Source organism: Peribacillus sp. NPDC101481, from assembly GCF_044767165.1.
Lineage (GTDB): Bacteria > Bacillota > Bacilli > Bacillales > DSM-1321 > Peribacillus.
Genome location: NZ_JBIWNJ010000007.1, coordinates 1 through 18,228 on the forward strand (window position 1 = coordinate 1; position 18,228 = coordinate 18,228).

The 18,228-nt window shown below is 40.9% G+C and carries 16 protein-coding genes, 9 tRNA genes and 1 rRNA gene; 22 read left to right on the forward strand and 4 right to left on the reverse strand.

Going from position 1 to position 18,228, the window contains the following annotated elements:
* The first annotated feature begins 121 nt into the window (after positions 1–121).
* From rrf to rocF, 11 genes are all read left to right on the forward strand, one after another.
* A 5S ribosomal RNA gene (rrf, locus tag ACIROD_RS24650) occupies positions 122–237 on the forward strand.
* A gap of 45 nt (positions 238–282) precedes the next feature.
* Positions 283–357 (forward strand) — tRNA-Asn (locus ACIROD_RS24655).
* 3 nt (positions 358–360) lie between these two features.
* Positions 361–433: transfer RNA gene (locus ACIROD_RS24660), tRNA-Thr, on the forward strand.
* A 31-nt stretch (positions 434–464) separates the two neighbouring features.
* A tRNA-Glu gene (locus tag ACIROD_RS24665) sits at positions 465–539 on the forward strand.
* Positions 540–556: 17 nt separating this feature from the next.
* A tRNA-Val gene (locus tag ACIROD_RS24670) sits at positions 557–632 on the forward strand.
* A 15-nt stretch (positions 633–647) separates the two neighbouring features.
* Positions 648–723, forward strand: a tRNA-Thr gene (locus ACIROD_RS24675).
* An 18-nt stretch (positions 724–741) separates the two neighbouring features.
* Positions 742–825: transfer RNA gene (locus tag ACIROD_RS24680), tRNA-Tyr, on the forward strand.
* 104 nt (positions 826–929) lie between these two features.
* Positions 930–1,004, forward strand: a tRNA-Gln gene (locus ACIROD_RS24685).
* Positions 1,005–1,007: 3 nt separating this feature from the next.
* A tRNA-Gly gene (locus ACIROD_RS24690) sits at positions 1,008–1,079 on the forward strand.
* Between the two features lie 21 nt (positions 1,080–1,100).
* Positions 1,101–1,176 (forward strand) — tRNA-Ala (locus ACIROD_RS24695).
* Between the two features lie 207 nt (positions 1,177–1,383).
* Positions 1,384–2,286, forward strand: a complete 903-nt coding sequence (gene rocF, locus ACIROD_RS24700; RefSeq protein ID WP_101225658.1) for an arginase — start codon at positions 1,384–1,386, stop codon at positions 2,284–2,286.
* Between the two features lie 137 nt (positions 2,287–2,423).
* Here rocF and ACIROD_RS24705 read toward each other — a convergent pair whose 3' ends face one another.
* Positions 2,424–2,609 carry an aspartyl-phosphate phosphatase Spo0E family protein gene (locus tag ACIROD_RS24705; protein ID WP_101225659.1) on the reverse strand — a complete coding sequence of 62 codons (186 nt, stop codon included), beginning with the start codon at positions 2,607–2,609 and terminating at the stop codon, positions 2,424–2,426.
* A 172-nt stretch (positions 2,610–2,781) separates the two neighbouring features.
* Between ACIROD_RS24705 and sigW the strand changes: the two genes are divergently transcribed.
* From sigW to ACIROD_RS24740, 7 genes are all read left to right on the forward strand, one after another.
* Positions 2,782–3,345, forward strand: a complete 564-nt coding sequence (gene sigW, locus ACIROD_RS24710) for an RNA polymerase sigma factor SigW (protein ID WP_048685727.1) — start codon at positions 2,782–2,784, stop codon at positions 3,343–3,345.
* 16 nt (positions 3,346–3,361) lie between these two features.
* Positions 3,362–3,985, forward strand: a complete 624-nt coding sequence (locus ACIROD_RS24715) for an anti-sigma factor family protein (RefSeq protein WP_101225660.1) — start codon at positions 3,362–3,364, stop codon at positions 3,983–3,985.
* Positions 3,986–4,190: 205 nt separating this feature from the next.
* A complete protein-coding gene (cdaA, locus tag ACIROD_RS24720) occupies positions 4,191–5,015 on the forward strand; it encodes a diadenylate cyclase CdaA (protein WP_034304935.1) in 825 nt (274 codons plus the stop codon).
* A complete protein-coding gene (locus ACIROD_RS24725; RefSeq protein ID WP_101225661.1) occupies positions 5,008–6,372 on the forward strand; it encodes a CdaR family protein in 1,365 nt (454 codons plus the stop codon). The genes cdaA and ACIROD_RS24725 overlap by 8 nt, the downstream gene beginning before the upstream one ends.
* A gap of 56 nt (positions 6,373–6,428) precedes the next feature.
* Positions 6,429–7,778 carry a phosphoglucosamine mutase gene (gene glmM, locus ACIROD_RS24730; RefSeq protein ID WP_101225662.1) on the forward strand — a complete coding sequence of 450 codons (1,350 nt, stop codon included), beginning with the start codon at positions 6,429–6,431 and terminating at the stop codon, positions 7,776–7,778.
* Positions 7,779–8,242: 464 nt separating this feature from the next.
* Complete coding sequence (gene glmS / locus ACIROD_RS24735) at positions 8,243–10,045, forward strand: glutamine--fructose-6-phosphate transaminase (isomerizing) (RefSeq protein WP_101225663.1); 1,803 nt, start codon at positions 8,243–8,245, stop codon at positions 10,043–10,045.
* A 358-nt stretch (positions 10,046–10,403) separates the two neighbouring features.
* Positions 10,404–10,775, forward strand: a complete 372-nt coding sequence (locus ACIROD_RS24740) for an iron chaperone (RefSeq protein WP_230178737.1) — start codon at positions 10,404–10,406, stop codon at positions 10,773–10,775.
* A 138-nt stretch (positions 10,776–10,913) separates the two neighbouring features.
* Here ACIROD_RS24740 and ACIROD_RS24745 read toward each other — a convergent pair whose 3' ends face one another.
* Genes ACIROD_RS24745 through ACIROD_RS24755 form a run of 3 tightly spaced genes read right to left on the reverse strand, consistent with a single transcriptional unit; the run spans position 10,914 to position 14,400 of the window.
* Positions 10,914–11,948: a sensor histidine kinase gene (locus ACIROD_RS24745; protein WP_402945270.1), complete on the reverse strand. Its 1,035-nt coding sequence runs from the start codon at positions 11,946–11,948 to the stop codon at positions 10,914–10,916.
* On the reverse strand, positions 11,945–12,619 hold the full coding sequence (locus ACIROD_RS24750; protein ID WP_402945273.1) for a response regulator: 675 nt from the start codon (positions 12,617–12,619) through the stop codon (positions 11,945–11,947). The genes ACIROD_RS24745 and ACIROD_RS24750 overlap by 4 nt, the downstream gene beginning before the upstream one ends.
* A 23-nt stretch (positions 12,620–12,642) precedes the next feature.
* Positions 12,643–14,400 (reverse strand): ABC transporter ATP-binding protein, encoded by a 1,758-nt coding sequence (locus tag ACIROD_RS24755; protein ID WP_402945276.1) that lies wholly within the window; start codon positions 14,398–14,400, stop codon positions 12,643–12,645.
* Between the two features lie 387 nt (positions 14,401–14,787).
* On the opposite strand from ACIROD_RS24755, the gene ACIROD_RS24760 reads away from it, so the two are divergent.
* From ACIROD_RS24760 to ACIROD_RS24775, 4 genes are all read left to right on the forward strand, one after another.
* A complete protein-coding gene (locus ACIROD_RS24760; protein ID WP_230178729.1) occupies positions 14,788–15,486 on the forward strand; it encodes a response regulator transcription factor in 699 nt (232 codons plus the stop codon).
* Positions 15,479–16,567, forward strand: coding sequence for a HAMP domain-containing sensor histidine kinase (locus tag ACIROD_RS24765; protein WP_402945279.1), 1,089 nt, complete (start codon positions 15,479–15,481; stop codon positions 16,565–16,567). The genes ACIROD_RS24760 and ACIROD_RS24765 overlap by 8 nt, the downstream gene beginning before the upstream one ends.
* A gap of 83 nt (positions 16,568–16,650) precedes the next feature.
* Entirely contained in the window at positions 16,651–17,529 is an 879-nt protein-coding gene (locus tag ACIROD_RS24770; RefSeq protein WP_402945282.1) for a M15 family metallopeptidase, read from the forward strand.
* Positions 17,526–18,026, forward strand: coding sequence for a VanZ family protein (locus tag ACIROD_RS24775; protein ID WP_402945285.1), 501 nt, complete (start codon positions 17,526–17,528; stop codon positions 18,024–18,026). Before ACIROD_RS24770 ends, ACIROD_RS24775 begins: the two co-directional genes overlap by 4 nt.
* Positions 18,027–18,228: the final 202 nt, after the last annotated feature.

Here is an 18,228-nt window from a genome sequence, read left to right on the forward strand (position 1 = left end):
GCGACATGTGGAGCTGACTGATACTAATAGATCGAGGACTTAACCAACGCTTTTTAAAAAATGAAATACCTTCTTATTATCTAGTTTTGAAGGAATGAAAATTCTTCAAAAATGAATATAGTCTGGCAATGATGGCGAAGAGGTCACACCCGTACCCATTCCGAACACGGAAGTTAAGTTCTTCAGCGCCGATGGTAGTTGGGGGTTTCCCCCTGTGAGAGTAGGACGTTGCCAGGCTGTTCATTTAAATCTTCAAATGGGTTTTAGGAAACATTATATTATTCCGCAGTAGCTCAGTGGTAGAGCATTCGGCTGTTAACCGAACGGTCGTAGGTTCGAGTCCTACCTGCGGAGCCATATGCTTCCATAGCTCAGTAGGTAGAGCACTTCCATGGTAAGGAAGAGGTCAGCGGTTCGAATCCGCTTGGGAGCTTCCCATTCTATCTATGAACACAAAACAGTTCGGCCCGTTGGTCAAGCGGTTAAGACACCGCCCTTTCACGGCGGTAACACGGGTTCGAATCCCGTACGGGTCACCATTTCAAATCATTAATCCGGAGGATTAGCTCAGCTGGGAGAGCATCTGCCTTACAAGCAGAGGGTCGGCGGTTCGATCCCGTCATCCTCCACCATTTTATTCTTTACTTGCCGGTGTAGCTCAACTGGTAGAGCAACTGACTTGTAATCAGTAGGTTGGGGGTTCAAGTCCTCTTGCCGGCACCACTTACAACCATATATTGCGGAGGGGTAGCGAAGTGGCTAAACGCGGCGGACTGTAAATCCGCTCCTTTGGGTTCGGCAGTTCGAATCTGCCCCCCTCCACCATTTTAATAAAATCCTGTGGATCAGTTATATATTCTCTATATTGGGGAATTATATGATTACCACCTTTTTATTTTGTTGAATATTAATTATTGCATATCATATATTGGGCTATAGCCAAGCGGTAAGGCAACGGATTTTGATTCCGTCATGCGAAGGTTCGATCCCTTCTAGCCCAGCCATTTGCGGAAGTAGTTCAGTGGTAGAATACAACCTTGCCAAGGTTGGGGTCGCGGGTTCGAATCCCGTCTTCCGCTTAATATATTTCATATCCCTTAGGGGCCTTAGCTCAGCTGGGAGAGCGCCTGCCTTGCACGCAGGAGGTCAGCGGTTCGATCCCGCTAGGCTCCACCATCAACTACATACACCAAAACTTACGTCTTAAGCCAAAAATGGTTTAAGACTTTTTTTTGTTTAAGGCTAGTTGGGTATACTAATCGCAAGAAAGATCTTTTTTCACCAAAAACATATGTGATAGGAAAACGTGCATCTTTATACATGGAAATGTCGAGTTGAACCAACCGGCATATACGCTATAAAATGGTGGAAAGGGGGAATTGTATGTCTATTCAGAAAATTTCCGTCATCGGGTTGCCTATGGACCTTGGTCAAGCAAGGCGAGGGGTGGATATGGGACCTAGTGCCATTCGCTGCGCAGAGATTGTCGAGCGGCTTGAAAGATTGAATATAGAAGTAGAGGATTTAGGGGATATAATTGTGGGGCGTCCTGAAAGTGCAGATGAGCCTGGGACAAATCTAAAAAACTTACAGCTTGTAGCAAAGGGTAACACCCTGCTTGCCACAAAAGTTGATGAAATAATAGAAGGAGGCTCCTTTCCGCTTGTATTGGGAGGAGACCATTCGATAGCCATAGGTACACTGGCAGGAGTCGCAAAGCACTATGAAAAATTAGGCGTGATTTGGTACGACGCACACGGGGATTTAAATACGGAAGATACTTCACCATCCGGGAATATACACGGTATGCCCCTGGCTGTCAGTATCGGGCTTGGACATCCGGACCTAATAAATATCCATGGTTTTGCTCCAAAAGTGAAACCGGAAAACATCGTAATAATTGGGGCAAGGTCATTGGATGAAGGAGAAAAAGAACTTATCCGTGAGAAAGGGATTAAGGTATTCACGATGCATGAGATTGACCGTTTGGGAATGACACGGGTCATGGAAGAATGCATTGATTACCTAAGGGAAAGAACGGATGGCGTCCACCTTTCATTGGATTTGGATGGAGTTGACCCAGCAGATGCACCCGGAGTGGGCACACCGGTGATTGGTGGTATAAGCTATCGGGAAAGTCATTTGGCCATGGAAATGCTTGCGGAATCCAACTTGATTACATCAGCTGAATTCGTAGAGGTGAATCCCATTTTAGATGAGCGAAATAAGACGGCGATCGTTGCCGTGGCCCTAATGGGTTCCCTATTTGGAGAAAAATTATTATAACTGAAAATTAAAAGAAACAGTAACCGGCTTGTAATGGGTTACTGTTTTTTATATGCTAGAAGACGTAGGTTTATTTTCCAGGGTGTATGTAACAGGAACATAGTTATAGATAGATGGTTGCAATCGTATATCCGTATTCACTTTAGAGCACTTCTGTCTGTGGGATCTCCATTTTTAGTTAAATGGATGTATTGGATGATTAAAGAATCCAGTTTACTGCTAACTTCAACAACCTCATTATCCACCATCGAAGAACGGGAAGCCAAAAACATCATCTTCTGTCTGTATTGTTCAATATGGTCTAAAATTTGTTCAGCAGTCATATAGAGAATCACTCCCTTGAATTTTACAATTTCTTACTATATAGCCCTGTTTTTTTTTTCTTAAACATAAAATGTAAAACTTTGTTAAAATTAATGTATTAAATTTTTGAAACCTTTTAGCTTACGATTCGTAGTAATCGTATAGCCGCATGAGCGGGGGTAATACCGGAAAATGGATGCACTCATTAAAGAGAGAATTAATCAAGTATTAAAGGGAGACCATAATGCATTTGGGGAAATTGTCGAAATTTACAAGGACAAAGTTTTCCAAATATGTTTCAGGATGCTCGGAAACAGGCAAGAAGCAGAAGATTTGGCGCAAGAGGCCTTTGTAAGGGCCTACGTGAATATTCGGAGTTTCAATATAACAATGAAATTTTCTACATGGTTATATAGGATTGCGACCAATCTTTGTATTGACCGGCTTCGCAAGAAAAAACCGGACTACTATCTAGATGCAGAGGTGGCAGGAACAGAGGGATTGAATATGTATTCCCAAATTGCATCGGATATGGCGAAACCCGAGGAAGAAGTTGAATCTTTAGAACTGCAGGAAACGATTCAAGTGGAAATAATGAAATTGCCCGAGAAATACCGATCGGTAATAGTATTGAAGTATATTGAAGAGCTATCACTAAAGGAAATCAGTGAAATACTCGATTTGCCGGTCGGTACGGTTAAGACGAGGATACATCGCGGTCGGGAAGCCTTGCGTAAACAACTACGCCATTTATAAAAAGAAGGTGAGAAAAATGAACTGCCATGAGGAAATCATTGAATATATGCATGATTATTTAGATGAGGACATCAAACCGGAGCATAAAGAAGTTTTACGGGAGCACTTGAATAACTGTGCTGAATGCCGGGATTACTTTCATGAAATGAAAAAGGCGGTCGCTCTTGTACAAAGCACTTCCCATATAAAGGCCCCGGATGACTTTACAGCAAAGGTTATGGCTCAATTGCCAAAGGAAACGAAAACAACAGGTGCCAAACGTTGGTTCAAAAGCCATCCCTTCATGACAGCGGCAGCGATGTTCATCATATTGATGACAGGATCTGTTTTTTCGACTTATAATCAGGACGAACATTTTTCAGTATCAAAGCAGCCTAACTTAGTGGTCGATGGTGAAACGGTGATTGTGCCTGAGGGTGAGACAATCAAGGGAAATGTGGTAGTTCAAAATGGTAACATTCAAATAGATGGTGAAGTAGAGGGAGATGTAACAGTCATAAATGGGCATAAATATATGTCTAAGGCAGGGAATGTGACCGGGAGCATCCATGTTATTGACCAAGCTTTTGAGTGGATGTGGTATAAAGTAAAGGACACTGCAACCTCGTTGGTTCCTGCTAAAGATGAGAATAGGGAATAGAAGCTGGGTGAGGGCACCGTTTTTCATTTAAGGTGACTTCGCCCAGCTTTATTTTTTTAGGGGACCATTATTCATGGTTCTTTTTTCCTGTGTAAATTTCTCACACTAGTTTTTAGATGTATCATTTAAAAAATGGTATACTATTAAGGTTATCGTATAAAGATTGTAATTGGTATTTGGAGTAATACTGACTGGAGGAAACAACATGTCTTTAACCAATTTGACTGTTTGGGACTATGTAGTAAATTTCATTGATATTCTCCTTGTATGGTTTGTGATATATAAATTGTTAACTATTATTCGAGGCACGAAGGCTATTCAGCTGCTAAAAGGAATTTTTGTAATTGTCATTGTAAAAAGCTTAAGCAACCTGTTTGGTTTCAATACACTCGGATGGTTAATGGCACAAGTCATGAATTGGGGAGTATTGGCGATTCTCGTCATTTTTCAACCTGAACTGAGAAGGGCACTTGAACAATTAGGACGCGGGAAGCTCTTTGCAAGGGGCACCGTTCCAGAAGAGAATCAGCAAGAGCGTTTAGTCGAGGAAATCCTAAAGGCGTCCACCTATATGGCAAAAAGGCGTATAGGAGCCTTGATTACGATAGAAAAAGGTACGGAGCTTGGGGATTATGTTGAAACGGGGATACCCCTGAAATCCTACATTTCTTCAGAACTGCTCATTAATATCTTCATCCCTAATACGCCGCTCCATGATGGCGCAGTTATTTTGCAAAATAACCAAGTGGCGGCTGCAGCCTGCTATTTGCCATTATCAGAGAGTCCATTCATATCAAAGGAACTTGGTACACGGCATAGGGCAGCCATAGGCATGAGTGAAGTTACGGATAGTCTTACGATTGTCGTTTCAGAAGAAACGGGAGGAATATCCGTCACTAAAAACGGGGAACTTTACCGGGATTTGAATCAAGAATCATTTAGGGCCATGCTTACAAGTGAACTGGTAGTGGAAAACATCAAATCAACTTCCTCAAGCATCTTTAACTGGAGGGGGAAAAAGAATGGATAAATTCACCAATAGCGCTTGGTTTATGAGAATCGTAGCTTTCGCCTTGGCAGCACTTTTGTTCATTTCCATTAACTTTGAGATGGAGTCGGATAAAAAATCGCTTGGTTTATCGACAGCCCCTGAAATCAGTACGGAGACCATCGAAAATGTACCGGTTGAAGTGTACTATGACCGTGAGAATCTAGTGGTGAGCGGAGTGCCGGAGACGGTTGATGTTACGCTTAAGGGAGCAAAAAGCCTCTTGATAAATGCGAAAAATCAAAGGGACTTTAAAGTGTATGTAGACCTTTCCGATCCTGCAATCTCAATGGGGGACAGAACTGTCACATTTAAAATAAGTGAGTTGAATGAAAAGTTAGTGGCGACGATCGATCCGGAATATGCCGAAGTCAACGTTCAGGAACGGGTGACGAAGGAATTCTCCGTTGAAGCCGAGTATAATAGCTCTTTACTTGAAGAAGGTTATACCGCTGGTCAGCCAACAGTCAGCCCGAAAACTGTCAAAATTACGGGTGCTAAAGATGCGATTGAACAAATTTCGTATGTAAAGGCAAACCTTGAAATAAGTAAGGGACTTAGCGAAACGGTGAACGCCAAGGCTACCGTTAAAGCCCTGGACAGAGACTTGAATAAGCTGGATGTGACGATCGAGCCATCTTCAGTTGCCGTTTCCTTAAAAGTGAGCATTCCTTCCAAGACGGTTTCGATAGAACCGAAGCAAACTGGCAAGACAAAGGATGGCATCAGGATCACAAGTATGAGTGTCGACCCAAAAGAGGTCACCTTATTCGGTTCGGAATCGGAACTGGAGAAAATAGATGAAATAAATCTTCCTGTAAATATCTCGAAAATCGATGGTGATACAGAATTGGAACTCGATCTTAATAAACCGGAAAGTGTACAAAAAATGTCCTTGGGTAAGGCAAAGGTCAAGATTCGCACCGAGAAAGTTGATGTGGATGAAGAGAGTTCAGAGCCAGTCGTAGAAGAGGAAGAACCTGAAACTGAACAAAAACAAGAAGAGCCAGTAGTCGAAAAAGAAGAAGAAAAAGAAAAAGATGAAACGGCTGCCGTTGAGTCCAAAACTTTCAACAATATACAAATTGTTCCTGTGGGCATACAGGATGGCCAAAATGCCGAATTGGAATCCGATGTAACTAGCATCACTTTGCTTGGTGAGGCGGATGATTTGAAGAAAATAACTAAAGACGACATTAATCTTACAGTAGATGTGAGTAATTTAGATGAAGGTACGCATGATGTGGATTTGGCGGTATCAGTGCCTGAGGGAATGGAATGGGAACTGGATTCTGAAACGATCTCGGTCACCATCACACAAAAAGACGAAGAGACATGACCTTGCTTTAACAACATCATTTAATTCAGTAACGATTCGAAGAAGGAGCGATAAAGATGGGTAAATATTTTGGAACAGACGGAGTAAGGGGTATAGCGAATAGCGAATTAACACCGGAGTTGGCATTTAAACTAGGCCGTTTTGGTGGCTATGTTCTTACTAGAAATACAGAAAAACCCAAAGTGCTGATAGGGCGCGATACTCGTATTTCAGGTGAAATGCTGGAAGGTGCGCTTGTTGCCGGTCTTTTATCCATTGGGGCTGAAGTGATGCGCCTTGGGGTCATTTCGACACCGGGAGTTGCCTATTTAACAAAGGCCTTAAGTGCTGAAGCAGGTGTCATGATCTCCGCTTCGCATAATCCGGTAGCGGATAATGGCATTAAATTCTTTGGACCGGATGGGTTTAAGTTATCCGATGACCAAGAAGCGGAAATTGAAGCACTATTAGATATGGAAAAGGATGAGCTTCCACGCCCGGTTGGCGGAGATTTAGGCCATTTGAACGATTATTTTGAAGGAGGGCAAAAGTATCTCCAGTACTTGAAACAATCAGTGGATGAAGACTTTACAGGCATTCATGTTGCTCTTGATTGTGCACATGGGGCGACATCTGCCTTGGCCATGCACCTGTTTGCAGATCTTGATGCAGACATCTCTACTATGGGGGCATCGCCAAATGGATTGAACATTAATGATAAGGTAGGTTCCACCCACCCTGAAGCACTTGCTGAATTCTTAAAAGAAAAAGGTGCGGATGTTGGACTTGCTTTCGATGGTGACGGAGACCGTGTCATTGCCATAGATGAAAAAGGAAATATCGTGGACGGCGACCAAATCATGTATATCTGTGCGAAATACTTGAAAGAAAATAACCGTCTGAAACAGGGAACAGTGGTTTCTACGATCATGAGCAACCTTGGTTTTTATAAAGGTCTTGAAGAGCATGGCATACAAAGCGCCCAGACGGCAGTGGGTGATCGCTATGTGGTCGAGGAGATGCGAAAAGGCGGCTATAACCTTGGCGGTGAACAATCCGGACATATCATCTTCCTGGACTATAACACGACAGGTGATGGCTTATTGACGGGTCTACAGCTTGTGAACATCATGAGCGATACCCAAAAAACCTTATCGGAGCTTGCTGGCGAGATGAAGAAATATCCACAAACGCTGATCAATGTCAGAGTTACCGATAAACACGCTGTAACCGATAATGAAAAGGTACAGGAAGTCATCAAGGCTGTTGAAGGGGAAATGAACGGAAATGGCCGTATTTTGGTGAGACCATCCGGTACTGAACCGCTAGTCCGTGTTATGGCTGAAGCACCGACAGTTGAGGAATGCACTAATTATGTAGATCGCATCGTCGCAGTTGTAAGAGCGGAAATGGGAATAAACGAATAACCAATCCTATGCATAAAAGGAACTAAATTTCCTTTTATGCATATTTTTATAAAGAAGTTCTTTTTCGCAGGTCTTGGTAATAAAGAATTGACCTATGTCCCTTATTTAAGGTATGATTATCCTGATTTACAACTCATTTTCTTGAAAATGGCTGTTTTAAAAAGGAGGGTAGGCAAGGAGAAACGGATTCACAAAAGCGCCTGAACTAAGTCTGGACGAGAAATGGCTTAGTTGACGAGGAGGAGGTTTATCGAATGATCGGCGGATACCTCCCGGCTGAAGTGCACAGCCGCAATAATTCCAATCTTAAAACAGTAGGGCAACTTACTGCACAAAGGGTTGGAAATGCACAATGGGAAAAAGTGCTTTAGGGCATTTCCTTTATAAAAATATATTAGAGATGAGGGGGCAGGGATGCCCCCGTGCATTCCTGTTCCCTCGAATCGGTTGGAGGAACAGAAATTATGTGTGGAATTGTTGGATATATTGGACTTAACGATGCAAAGGAAATTTTATTAAAAGGTCTTGAAAAACTTGAATATCGCGGTTATGACTCTTCAGGGATTGCTGTGAGAAATGAAGCAGGCGTGACAATCTTTAAGGAAAAGGGAAGAATCGCGGACTTACGAGCAGCCGTGGATGATAATACTATGGCACAAACCGGAATTGGACATACGCGCTGGGCCACCCATGGTGTGCCAAGCCGTGAAAATGCCCATCCACACCAAAGTAATTCAGGTCGATTGACTTTAGTTCATAATGGGGTCATTGAAAACTATGCGATTCTAAAACGTGAATATTTGAAGGATGTTGCCTTTAAAAGTGAAACGGATACGGAAGTCATCGTTCAACTGATAGAGAAGTTCGTGAACGAGGGCATGGAAGTGGAAGAGGCGTTCCGTCAAACACTCACTCTATTAGAGGGTTCATATGCAATTGCCCTATTGGATGCTGAAAATGATGAAACCATCTTAGTCGCAAAAAATAAAAGCCCGCTGCTGATCGGCGTCGGAAAAGACTTTAACGTTGTCGCTTCGGATGCAATGGCGATGCTGCAAGTCACAGATCAATTCCTTGAACTGATGGATAAGGAAATGGTTATCGTGACAAATGAAAAGGTAACGATCAAGAACCTTTCCAACGAAGAAGTCATGCGTGCTCCATACACTGCTGAACTGGATGCAAGTGATATTGAAAAAGGTACGTATCCTCACTATATGCTCAAGGAAGTCGACGAGCAGCCAGCTGTAATACGTAAAATCATTCAAGCATACCAAAATGAAGAAGGTAAACTTGCAATCGATTATAATATTACTGAAGCCGTAAGTGAGGCTGACCGTATTTATATCATCGCTTGCGGAACCAGCTATCATGCAGGGTTGATTGGTAAGCAATTCATCGAAAAAATGACTGAAATTCCGGTTGAGGTACATGTGGCATCGGAGTTCACTTACAATATGCCGTTATTATCAAAAAAACCGTTATTCATCTTCATTTCACAAAGTGGTGAAACTGCAGATAGCCGTGCCGTATTAGTGTCAATCAAAGCGCTTGGTCATAAAGCCCTGACCATCACGAACGTACCTGGCTCTACATTGTCACGTGAAGCGGATTATACGCTCTTGCTGCATGCTGGCCCAGAAATTGCCGTTGCCTCTACAAAGGCATACACAGCTCAAGTTGCGGTCTTATCCATCCTGGCAAATGTAACTGGCCAATTCCGTAACATGGAGTATGGTTTCGACCTTGTAAAAGAGCTTGGAATCGTAGCGACTGCAATGGAAGCCCTATGTGATTCGAAAGAAGAGATGGAAGAAATTGCTCGTGAATATTTGTCCGTTACGAGAAACTGCTTCTTCATCGGCCGTTCCCTTGACTACTATGTCGTTCTTGAAGGGGCCCTTAAGCTGAAGGAAATTTCATACATCCAGGCTGAAGGCTTTGCTGGCGGAGAACTTAAACATGGAACGATCGCCTTGATTGAAGAAGGTACACCTGTCATAGCACTTGCTACGCAAGCAGGCGTCAACCTAAGCATCCGTGGTAATGTGAAGGAAGTGGTTGCCCGTGGCGCCAACCCTTGCATCATTTCCATGAAGGGGCTTGAAGAAGAGGATGACCGTTTCGTCATCCCGGAAGTGAATGAACTATTAACACCCCTTATCTCTGTTATCCCGCTGCAGCTCATTGCTTACTACGCAGCCTTGCACCGCGAATGTGACGTGGATAAACCGCGTAACCTTGCGAAAAGTGTAACGGTTGAGTAAGTTACAATGAATGCAATGTAGATCTAAATAAAGTTCAACTGTTTATAAAAAGTTGCGAAGCTTTACCCCTTTGGCTATGATTAGCCAAAGGGGTATTTTTAATGTCCAAAACAACGAGAACCTCTCAAGCTGACAAGCGGTTTAAAGCATGCCAAGGAATAGGAAAAGGTGTGCAGTGACAATAAAGTTGTTTAATGCAATCTATCAAATCCATCGGTAGGTAATAACGGCATCCAATAGAGCAATGTTAATGATCTTCCTATGGTGCATTGTTGAAAGAAACCCGTATTGGCATTAAATTTAGGCGATGTTGAAAATGAAGTCTTCATAAAAATTTTTTAATTTAGGGGAGAATGACATGGAAGTCTTTGCAGAATTTTTAGCGAATATTGATAACCCGCAACATAGGGAACGAACGGAAGAGGTCTTGGCTTGGGTAACTAAGAAGTTTCCAAATCTAATGCCGAAAATTGCGTGGAATCAGCCTATGTTTACCGATCATGACACATATATTATTGGCTTTAGCGTAGCCAAACATCATATGGCTGTTGCCCCTGAAAAGGCAGGGATCGATCATTTCTCTGATGAAATCGTGCAGGCTGGCTATGATCACACCAAGCAGCTGGTACGTATCAAGTGGGACAGCCCGGTTGATTACTCATTACTTGAAAAAATGATCGAGTTTAATATTTTTGATAAGGCAGACTGTTCAACTTTTTGGCGGAAATAATAAATTGGATTATTAAGGGTGGAATTAATTTTAATCAAACTTTATACTAAACCATCAAATAGTAATGAAAAACAGCTGCCATTGCAGCTGTTTTTCATTACTATGGATTTAAAATAAACTTCAAAATCACAAAGTCCTTCACGAAATAGGAAGCAGAATGGTGAAGGTCGTTCCCTTTTCGAGTTCACTTTTCACGGATATGGTCCCTTCATGCATCTCTATAATTCTTTTCACGATGGATAGGCCTAGACCGCTGCCGCTTTTTGAGCGGTCCCTTGCCAGGTCGGCTTTATAGAATCGCTCGAATATATGGAACTGGTCCGTTTCGGAAATGCCGATTCCATTGTCGGATATCGTTATGGATGCCAGGTCATCTATCTGTTTTAATCGAATCGTGATCTTTCCGCGATGGCGGGTGAATTTGATATTATTGTGTATTAAATTTGTCCATACTTGGCTCATTAAATCCTGGTCTGCAACTATTGGAACTTTTTCTAAGGATATATCCAATTCGAGTTCTTTTTCCAACCAAGCGGGTTCACAAGCCAAAATAATGGTTCGTATTTGCTGATCCACCCTGAAATTTGTCCTTTCAAAAGGATGATGCTCGGATTCAAGGGATGTAAGCTTTAGAAGATTATCACTTAATTTAGATAATCTCCTGCTCTCTGTCTCTATTATATGAAGATAATGATTTCGTTCTTCGGGTGTCAGCTTATTAAATTGAAGAGCTTGGGCAAATCCTACAATGGAGGTAAGGGGCGACTGTATTTCGTGTGAGACGTTAGAGATGAATTCCTGCCGCATTTCTTCCATTTGCTTCAATTGCTTGGCCATGTGATTGAAGTGGTTAATGATATCCGTCATTTCGTTTTTCTTTTCCATTTTAAAATCCAATTGTACATTATAATCGCCATTTGCTATTTTCCTTAAGGCATCTATGATCTCGAGGTAAATATTTACCCGTTTATTGTGATGGATAGCGCGGATAAGATAACCGATGGATATCATGATTGCGATGCTTGTCATGATAGTGGCCAGAAACCGAACATAATCAGTTAACCTTAAGGGCAATAGTTCAATGATATAATAACCGGCGGAAAAGCAAATTGAAATAAACGTAACAAAAAACAGCGTGCCAAACATTTGTTTGAAAAATCGATTGCTTCTCATCTCGTTATCTCCAAGCGGTAGCCCAATCCCCAAATCGTTTTAATCCGGAAGGGGAATTGCGATTCTGGAAACCGTTCTCGCACTCTTTTAATATGAACATCGACAGTTCGTTCATCACCTTCATAATCATAGCCCCAAATGTCTTCGATAAGATCTTCCCTGGAAAAAGTTTTTCCAGGATAGCTTGCTAATTTAAACAACAATTCGAATTCTTTTAAGGGAATCGTATATTCCAGTTCTTTGAATGAAATTTCATGTGTGTTGCGATTCATCTTTAATTCGCCGATATTTAATGTTTGTGAAATAGTGATTTTATAGCGTTTTAGTAATGCCTTTATTCTCAGAACCAATTCGATCGGTTCAAATGGCTTTACAAGATAATCATCTGCCCCAAGCCCGAAACCTTTTACTTTCTGTGTTGTTTCCCCTTTTGCAGTCAGCATTAAAATGGGGATATCACTAAATTCCCGTAACTCCTTGCATAATTGCCATCCATCCATGTTAGGCATCATAATGTCGATGACTGCCAAATCGATTTTCGCTTTCTCCATTACTTTCAATGCTTGCAGTCCGTCTGAGGCCTCATATAGATCGAAGCCTTCTTTTCTTAACAACAGGTTTATAAGTTCGCGAATATGTGCATCATCATCGACTACCAATATTTTTGTCATCCTTCTTCTTTCCTTTCGGTGAATTAGGCCAGTTCAAGTTTGTTTAACTGCTGTTCAGCGAATTCGCGATATAATGAGTGCGTTTTATATAGCTCCTTATGTGTTCCGCTGCCCGTTATTTTCCCTTTTTCCAGAAAGATGATTTGATCTGAACCAACAACGGTCGATAGGCGGTGAGCAATGACTATTGTTGTTCGGCCTTTCATTAAATCATTCAATGCCTGTTGAACCACTTTTTCTGATTTGCTGTCCAGGCTGGAGGTAGCTTCATCAAGCATTAATATTTTGGGGTTTCTTAAAAATGCACGAGCGATCGCGATTCTTTGTCTTTGACCGCCTGATAATTTCATGCCCCTTTCACCAACCTCTGTATCATATCCGTTCGGCAGATCAGAAATGAACTGATCTGCATACGCCATTTTAGCCACTTGATTTAATTCTCCATCCGTTATATCCCGCTCGATACCATAACAAATATTATCTCGAATTGTACCTGATACAATCGGGCTTTCTTGTGAAACATATCCAATCTGGCTTCTCCATGAAAGGAGTGTGAAATCATTTATGTTTTCCCCGCCTATGGATATGGACCCTTGCTGTGGTTTGTAGAAACGCTCGAATAATGAAAAAAGGGTCGTTTTTCCGCTGCCGCTTGGGCCGACAATTGCAGTGACCTTTCCGGCTTCAACGTTAAAGCTTATATCTTTAAGTACCTGTTCTCCATTATTATAACTATAGTTCAGGTTCTCCACGCTGATTGATTGACCTATATTTTGAACTAGCTTCATTGCATCTTCTTCCTCCACTGAATCCAGAATGGAAATGATGCGCTCTGTTGCACCCGTTGCTTTTTGGAATTGTGTAAAGAAACTGGCTAATTGAGCCATTGGCATGATTATTTGGAAAAGATACATGATGAATGCAACTAGAGCTCCAGCTGTCAGGGCTCCTGAAGAAACTCGCATTCCCCCATAACCTAAAATCAGCACGAGTAATGCCATCATGACAAAACTCATTAGCGGCGCAATCAATGCTTGGATTTTTGCCTCTTTTAATCCGAATTGAAATAATTTATGGATGCCCTTTTTTCCATTTTGATATTCCAAAGCTTCTGCATTCGAAGCTTTAACAAGGCGTATTTCCGTTAGCACCTGCTGAAGGACTGCGGTGAAGCTTGCTGTCTCGTCCTGCATTCCTTTTGAAATTTTATGCGTTTTTTTCCCTAATGGCATTAATATCAAAACAGAGAGCGGAATTGCAGTGAACATCAATAATGTCATTTTCCAATCCAGAACGAATAACACGATCATGGAGCCTACGATGGAAATGATTCCAGTAACGAAATTTGAGAGGTGTTCAGAGATTAATCCCTTCACTACTGTTGTATCATTTGTCATTCGGCTGACTGTTTCTCCCGATGGATATTCATCAAAATAACTCACGGGTAATACGAGTAATTTTTTCCATAGTTGATCGCGGATACCGGCCACTACAGATTGACCGATCCGATTTAATAAATAGATGGAAAATCCACTGGCCAATGCTTGAACGATGATGGCAAGCACGAGAAGTGTGATCCGTTCAGTGCTTAGTGAACTGATTGAAAAATCATTAATTAGATTTTTTGTGAATAGAGGGACCATTAAACCTACACCTGTTGTACCTAGGCTTAATGCTAATGCTAGCCCTATCATTAGTTTAGAAGGCTTCGTTTGTTGAACCAACCGAATGAACTGGCGCCATCCTTTTTGATTTTTTGCTTCTGACATATGTAAATACATCCTTTCTTGGTTTTCATTACAGAGAAGTATATAAAAAAGTTGTGAATTGAATATGAACTACTCTTAGTTATTCCACGAAAATTCTGGTGAACCTTTTCTTTCTATTTTTCTTCAATACTACCGTCACTGTTCTCTGAATGAAAAAGTTTTAAAAATATGAAATGTTAAAGCTGATCAGTAGTGTGTGGATTTTTCTTCTTAAGATACTATAAAAAAATTGGCCTGAAATATTCAGGGGACTAAGAAGGTAAAGGTATATGAAATTCATGGTTAATGGCAAGGCATATCAGTTATAATGGGTCACCAGTAGCAATTTGGAAAATCGGAATGGAATGGAATGGAGTACAATTATAGTAATGGGAATATGTAAAAGGGAGTAAGATACAGATGAAGCGGATTACCATATTGATAGCTGATGATGAGGTGGAAATTGCTGACCTGGTCGCTTTGCATTTGGAGAAAGAGGGATATAACTATATCAAGGTATCGGATGGGAAAGAGGCCATTCGTGTTATTAGCGATCAGAAGATAGATTTGGCCATCTTGGATATCATGATGCCGGAGTTGAATGGCTATGAAGTTACCCGTCAAATTAGAGAGAAATATCAAATGCCTATCATTTTTCTTAGTGCAAAAAGTTCCGATCTGGATAAAATCTCCGGATTGGTGATGGGGGCGGACGATTATATGACCAAGCCTTTCAACCCAATGGAATTGGTCGCACGAGTGAATGCGCAATTGCGACGGGCAATGCAGTTGAATAAAGCCTCAAACGAAAACGAATCTATATTGGAAGTCGGCGGTTTGACCATTTATCCGGATCAGCGCAAAGTGATACTATATGATGAAGTCATCGAACTAACTCCGAAGGAATTCGATATTTTGGTTCTCTTAGCCGGTCATTCCCAAAAAGTATATAGTGCGGAAAGTATTTTTCAGAATGTATGGGGCGAAGCGTATTATGAAATGGGCAATAATACTGTCATGGTTCATATTCGTACGCTAAGGAAAAAGCTTGGCGAGGATAAAAATAAAAACAAGTTCATTACGACAGTTTGGGGAGTGGGATATAAATTCAATGGCTGACATGTTACGAAGCTTCCGGGCTAAAATGATTGTATTGCTTGCATTGAGTATGTTGATAGCCGGAACCATTACCTTCCTGATATATAAAAGCCTTCAACTTTATTATCATACGAATGTAAAGGTCGAAGATCCATTGTTCCGTCTGCGTTTGATCATGAATATATATGGAGATCTAAACTTCTTTTTAATCATTTTTATCCCACTTTCGATACTATTCTTCTTTTTTCTTACTAAACCTTATGCGACATACTTTAATAAGATTTCCAATGGAATCAATGATCTCGCAAATGGTGACTTTAAAAGCAGAGTCGACATCTTATCAAAAGATGAGTTCCAGGATATAGCGGAAGATATTAACCGGGCTAGTGAGAAATTACAAGAAGCCGTAGAAAGAGGCGATTTTGCAGAAAGCAGTAAGGATCAATTGGTTCTGAACTTGGCCCATGATTTACGTACACCTCTAACTTCCGTTTTGGGATATTTGGACTTTATCCTTCGAGAAGAAGATTTACCTGCAGAACGAATCAGGCATTTTACGAAGATTGCTTATACGAAATCCCAACGTTTAGAGAAACTTATTGATGAACTTTTTGAAATAACCAGAATGAACTATGGCATGCTTCCATTAGAGAAAAAATCCCTCAACTTAAGTGAATTGCTCATTCAATTAAGTGAAGAACTATATCCACTCTTCGATAAAAACCACTTGAGTGCAAGATTGACTCTTCCATCGCATTTAGATATTTCAGGTGATGGCGACCTATTGGCACGTGTATTCGAAAACTTATTGACCAATGCCGTACGTTATGGAAACGATGGACAGTTCGTGGATATCCTTGGTTTCACTGATAAAGGGGAGGTTGTGGTGCAAGTTATCAACTATGGAACTTGTATACCTGAGGAAGAACTACCTTATGTTTTTGATATGTTCTACACAAATGATAAGGCGCGGTCCCATAAAGATGGAAGCACAGGTCTCGGTTTATTCATCGCAAAAAATATTGTCGAACAGCATAATGGAACGATATCCGTTAAAAGCGATTCTATACAGACTCTATTTGAAGTGCGATTACCGCAGTGATTTAAGAAAAATTTTATAATTTCCCCACTCTTTTTTTAAACTATTTTTCCTAACCTATAGAAAGAAGGTAAGGAGGACTGTTCATGAAGAAGTGGGTTTTTTTGTTTGTTTTATTTTTGCTGTTTGCACGTGAAGTAAACGAATATAAATCTGACGGTGATTTTCAAATTATTGATGAAAGACATGGTCTAAGGGTTCCGAAGGAAAGTGTAACGTTAGAAATAGCTAAGGACCAGGTTTACCAAGGGAATTTGTTATTGGTCAATAAGGAACATCCTGTACAACGGGGAGGGATCAAATCTGATGTGGTTAATCTATTTCAACACAAAGAACTAATAGAGGGATATGGTCTGTTGGACGAAAGGATTCGCCTGTCACAGGGTGTGGCAGAGAAATTCTTGAAAATGATTCGTGCAGCTGAAAAAGATAATGTCGGTCATTTCATGATTAGCAGCGGGTATCGGAATGAAGAGGAGCAAAGTCAGCTCTATCAAGAAAAGGGGTCTGCATTTGCTTTGCCAGCTGGTTATAGTGAGCACAACTTAGGGCTATCACTTGATATAGGTTCCACCTTATCAGGTATGAATGAAGCCCCGGAAGGAAGGTGGCTGCAAAAGAATGCTTCGAAATACGGTTTTATTTTACGTTATCCGGAAAATAAAAAGGCTATTACAGGAATTGAATATGAGCCATGGCATTTCCGCTATGTTGGTCTTCCCCATAGTAGAATCATGCAGAAAAAGAATTTTACTTTGGAAGAATACCTTACTTATATAAAAGCGAAAAAGAAAATTGGGGGAACCATAATGGGTGTGGAATATGAAGTCACTTATTATCCTGTATCCTCAAAAAAGACGGTTAAGGTACAGGCCAACGCGTATGAAGTATCTGGAGATAATATGGGTGGAGTCATCGTGACTGCTTTTTCTTCTGTGCATCCACGTGATGGGCAAGAGAAATGAAGAAAATAATAATACAGCATATCATTATTCCAGCTTTGTTTGCTAGTTATATATTTTTGCTAATTAAAGTCATTTTATTTAAGTTTGGCCATATTGATATAACTTTTCTTCTGGGACAGCTTCAAAGTAATCTAAAAAACCCAGCAAATATGAAGGATAGATTATTATTGTTCGGTAATTTAATGCCGCTTAATGAAATAGTGACTGCTGTCCAAAATAGTACATATCACAATATATTCAATTTGCTAGGAAACATCGCATTATTCATTCCTTTTGGTATATTTCTACCCCTCGTTATTGGAAAGGGATATATAAATCTAAAGAGGGCATGCTGTATTTCCATTAAAGTAAGTCTTTGTTTCGAAGTCGCTCAGGCTGTCTTTAATATCGGCATCTTTGATGTGGATGATCTTCTATTAAATACGTTTGGCGGAATGCTAGGGTATGCCCTATTCAAGTTCGGCATCAAATCGAAAAACGATCAAGTATTATTGTAGATGTACAAGAATGAAGGAGTTCCTTTAACATGAGCATAGGAAAAAGGAGAGCCCGGGGCTAGATCCGGGCTTTCCCTTGTCCTCAAATAATTTTCAACTTATGTCGAATAGGTAAAAAGATATAGTGATATTTTGATTTTTAATAATAAATACCTATATAAGCTAAAAACTTACCGGTTTTAACCGATTAAATATGGAGATA

Bases quoted from the DNA above. Each gene is read 5' to 3' on its own strand.
- rocF (WP_101225658.1), top strand. From the start codon at position 1,384: ATGTCTATTCAGAAAATTTCCGTCATCGGGTTGCCTATGGACCTTGGT.
- ACIROD_RS24705 (WP_101225659.1), bottom strand. From the start codon at position 2,609: ATGACTGCTGAACAAATTTTAGACCATATTGAACAATACAGACAGAAG.
- sigW (WP_048685727.1), top strand. From the start codon at position 2,782: ATGGATGCACTCATTAAAGAGAGAATTAATCAAGTATTAAAGGGAGAC.
- ACIROD_RS24715 (WP_101225660.1), top strand. From the start codon at position 3,362: ATGAACTGCCATGAGGAAATCATTGAATATATGCATGATTATTTAGAT.
- cdaA (WP_034304935.1), top strand. From the start codon at position 4,191: ATGTCTTTAACCAATTTGACTGTTTGGGACTATGTAGTAAATTTCATT.
- ACIROD_RS24725 (WP_101225661.1), top strand. From the start codon at position 5,008: ATGGATAAATTCACCAATAGCGCTTGGTTTATGAGAATCGTAGCTTTC.
- glmM (WP_101225662.1), top strand. From the start codon at position 6,429: ATGGGTAAATATTTTGGAACAGACGGAGTAAGGGGTATAGCGAATAGC.
- glmS (WP_101225663.1), top strand. From the start codon at position 8,243: ATGTGTGGAATTGTTGGATATATTGGACTTAACGATGCAAAGGAAATT.
- ACIROD_RS24740 (WP_230178737.1), top strand. From the start codon at position 10,404: ATGGAAGTCTTTGCAGAATTTTTAGCGAATATTGATAACCCGCAACAT.
- ACIROD_RS24745 (WP_402945270.1), bottom strand. From the start codon at position 11,948: ATGAGAAGCAATCGATTTTTCAAACAAATGTTTGGCACGCTGTTTTTT.
- ACIROD_RS24750 (WP_402945273.1), bottom strand. From the start codon at position 12,619: ATGACAAAAATATTGGTAGTCGATGATGATGCACATATTCGCGAACTT.
- ACIROD_RS24755 (WP_402945276.1), bottom strand. From the start codon at position 14,400: ATGTATTTACATATGTCAGAAGCAAAAAATCAAAAAGGATGGCGCCAG.
- ACIROD_RS24760 (WP_230178729.1), top strand. From the start codon at position 14,788: ATGAAGCGGATTACCATATTGATAGCTGATGATGAGGTGGAAATTGCT.
- ACIROD_RS24765 (WP_402945279.1), top strand. From the start codon at position 15,479: ATGGCTGACATGTTACGAAGCTTCCGGGCTAAAATGATTGTATTGCTT.
- ACIROD_RS24770 (WP_402945282.1), top strand. From the start codon at position 16,651: ATGAAGAAGTGGGTTTTTTTGTTTGTTTTATTTTTGCTGTTTGCACGT.
- ACIROD_RS24775 (WP_402945285.1), top strand. From the start codon at position 17,526: ATGAAGAAAATAATAATACAGCATATCATTATTCCAGCTTTGTTTGCT.